Source organism: Acidovorax sp. KPB24-03 (genome assembly GCF_057546605.1).
On record NZ_BAAJYR010000447.1, the window covers coordinates 1 to 2,713 of the forward strand.

Genomic DNA, 2,713 nt, shown 5'->3' on the forward strand with positions numbered 1-2,713 from the left:
CCGCCGGCGCGGCCGCCCACCCCCCGATTTGAAGGACACCACCATGCAGTCATCCAACCTCCGCCGAACCTCCACCCTGGCCGCTGCCCTGCTCGCCGCCGGCCTGCTGGCCGCCTGCGCGTCGCCCGGCCCCCTACCGGCCGTGGAGCAGGCCCGCTCCGCCGTGAACCGCGCCGCCACCGATCCGGCCGTGAACCAATATGCGCAACTCGAACTGAAGGCCGCCACCGACACGCTGGCCCGCGCCGACCATGTGCTGCGCGACGAGAAGGACGAGTCCGAAGCCAACCACCTGGCCTACCTGGCCACGCAGCGCGCCGCCATCGCCACGAACACGGCCCAGGCCCGCCGCCTGGACGCCGAGATCAAGCAGGCTGGCAGCGAGACCGACCGCCTGCGCCTGGAAGCGCGCACCCGCGAGGCCGAAGCCTCGGCCCGCAATGCGCAGGTCGCCCAGGCCCGAGCCATGACAGCCGAGCAACTCGCCGCGCAGCAGCAGGCGCAAGCCCGGGCCGCGCAGGACCGCGTGCGCCAGCTCGAAGCGCAGCTGCGCGAGATCGAAGGCCAGCAGACCGAGCGCGGCCTGCTGGTCACGCTGGGCGATGTGCTGTTCGCCTTCAACAAGGCCGACCTGTCGGCCCAGGCCGGTCCGCGCCTGGACAAGCTGGCCAACTTCCTCAAGCAGTTCCCTGAGCGCAAGCTGCTGATCGAGGGCTACACCGACAGCGTGGGCTCGGACAGCTACAACCAGGAACTGTCGGAGCGCCGCGCCCAGGCCGTGCGTGACGCGCTGGTGCAGCGCGGCGTGGACACCAGCCGCATCACGGCACGCGGCTACGGCAAGTCCTACCCCGTGGCCGAGAACGGCTCGCCCGAAGGCCGCGCCATGAACCGCCGCGTCGAGATCGTGATCGCCGACGCACAGGGCAACCTCAAGGGCCGTTAAAGTCCGACCGATCCGCGGGCGGGACACCGCCCGCACCGACCGCCGCCGTTTCCCTGCATCTGCCGGGCACGGCGGCTTTCTTTCGTCTCCCACCCTTTCTGGATCCGATCCGCCATGCACCCTGACTTGCCCGATGCCGCACGCCATGTGCTGACCTTCTGGTTCGAGGAAACCACGCCCCAGCAATGGTTCGCCAAGGACGCGGCGTTCGACGCCGCCATCCGCGACCGCTTCGCCCGCCTGCACCACGAGGCGGCGCAAGCCGAGCTGTGGGACTGGCGCGCCACGCCGCAGGGCCGGCTGGCGGAGGTGATCGTGCTGGACCAGTTCTCCCGCAACCTGCACCGCGACAGCGCCCAGGCGTTCGCGCACGACGGCATGGCCCTGGTGCTCGCGCAGGAGGCGATGGCGGCCCAGGCCGACGCCGCCTTGCCGCCCGCGTGGCGCGCGTTTCTCTACATGCCTTACATGCACAGCGAGTCCGCTGCGGTGCAGGCGCGATCGGTCGCGCTGTTCACGCAGCTCGGCAACGCCAACAACCTGGACTTCGCGGTGCGGCACCGGGACATCGTGGCGCGCTTCGGCCGCTTTCCGCACCGCAACGCCGTGCTGGGCCGCCCTTCGACGCCGCAGGAGACGGCCTTCCTGCAGGAGCCCGGCAGCGCGTTCTGAGGGGGTGCTGCCGGGCGCCCCTCAGCGCCCCTCAGCGCCCCTGCATTTCGGTGAAGCCCTTGGCAGCCTCCTGCACATCGGGCGGGAAGTCCGACATCTCCTGGATCTGCCGCACCTCGATGGTTTCGTTGCCCGACGCCGGGCAGCGCGAGGCCCAGGCGATCGCTTCCTCCCGGGAGGCCACCTCAATGATCCAGAACCCGCCCAGCACCTCGGCCACGCCGGGAAACGGCCCGGGCTGCACCTGGGGGGGCGCCGCCTTCGAAGGTGATGCGCACGCCCGCCGACGGCGGGTGCAGGCCTTCCAGCGACCGCAGCACGCCGGCGGCCTGCAGGCTTTCGTTGTAGGCCATCATGGCCGCGACGGCATCGGCCTCGGGCACGGTGCCGGGCGCGGCGGATTCGTAGCCGTGGGGAATCATCAAGAGCATGAATCGCATGGCGGTGCCTCCGGGGCAGGGGTCAGGACTCGGTGGGGGGAATGGCGCCGGGCTCCATGAACATGACTTCCCACAGGTGCCCGTCCGGGTCTTCGAAGCCGTGCTGGTACATGAAGCCGTGGTCCTGCGCCGCGCGCGGCGCCTTGCCGCCGGCGGCGACCGCCTGGCGCACGATCTCGTCCACGGCCGCCCGGCTGTCGCGCGACAGGCAGATCAACACTTCGGTGGAGCGATGCGCGTCGCTCACGGGTTTGTCGGTGAAGGTCTGGAAGAACGGCTGCGTGAGCAGCATGACGAAGCTGTGCTCGCCCACGATCATGCAGGTGGCCTTGTCGTCGGTGAACCGCGGGTCGAAGCGAAAACCCAGCGCGGTGAAGAACGCGACGGACCGGGACAGGTCCTGGATGGGCAGGTTCACGAACATCTGGGTGGCCATGGACATCTCCAAAAAAGGACGGGGCTTGTGTACGCCGTTCAAAAACCTTAGCAGACACAATGGACAGCGTCCACATCGACAAACCCGCATGACCGAACCCGCCCCGCAGGCCCCGAACCCGCCCCCCAACGCCATGCCCCCGCGCCAGACCTACCGCCACGGGGGATTTGCGCCGCGCCCTGCTGGACGCGGGCGTGGCGCTGGCGCGCGAGGGGGCCC

At 70.3% G+C, this 2,713-nt stretch carries 3 protein-coding genes and 2 pseudogenes; 3 read left to right on the forward strand and 2 right to left on the reverse strand.

What is annotated here, in order from left to right:
* Nucleotides 1–43: 43 nt before the first annotated feature.
* Together AC27KI_RS22355 and AC27KI_RS22360 are read left to right on the forward strand one after the other, a co-directional pair.
* The gene (locus AC27KI_RS22355; RefSeq protein ID WP_284401668.1) at nucleotides 44–946 is read left to right on the forward strand and encodes an OmpA family protein; all 903 of its coding nucleotides are present in this window, start codon (nucleotides 44–46) and stop codon (nucleotides 944–946) included.
* Nucleotides 947–1,060: 114 nt separating this feature from the next.
* Nucleotides 1,061–1,618, forward strand: coding sequence for a DUF924 family protein (locus AC27KI_RS22360; protein WP_487115908.1), 558 nt, complete (start codon nucleotides 1,061–1,063; stop codon nucleotides 1,616–1,618).
* 31 nt (nucleotides 1,619–1,649) lie between these two features.
* On the opposite strand, the pseudogene AC27KI_RS22365 reads toward AC27KI_RS22360, so the two are convergent.
* Nucleotides 1,650–2,058, reverse strand: a pseudogene (locus AC27KI_RS22365) (YciI family protein).
* Nucleotides 2,059–2,080: 22 nt separating this feature from the next.
* A complete protein-coding gene (locus AC27KI_RS22370) occupies nucleotides 2,081–2,494 on the reverse strand; it encodes a VOC family protein (RefSeq protein WP_487115910.1) in 414 nt (137 codons plus the stop codon).
* Between the two features lie 88 nt (nucleotides 2,495–2,582).
* Here AC27KI_RS22370 and AC27KI_RS22375 point away from each other — a divergent pair.
* Nucleotides 2,583–2,713 (forward strand): annotated as a pseudogene (locus AC27KI_RS22375) (TetR family transcriptional regulator); the annotation flags it as partial.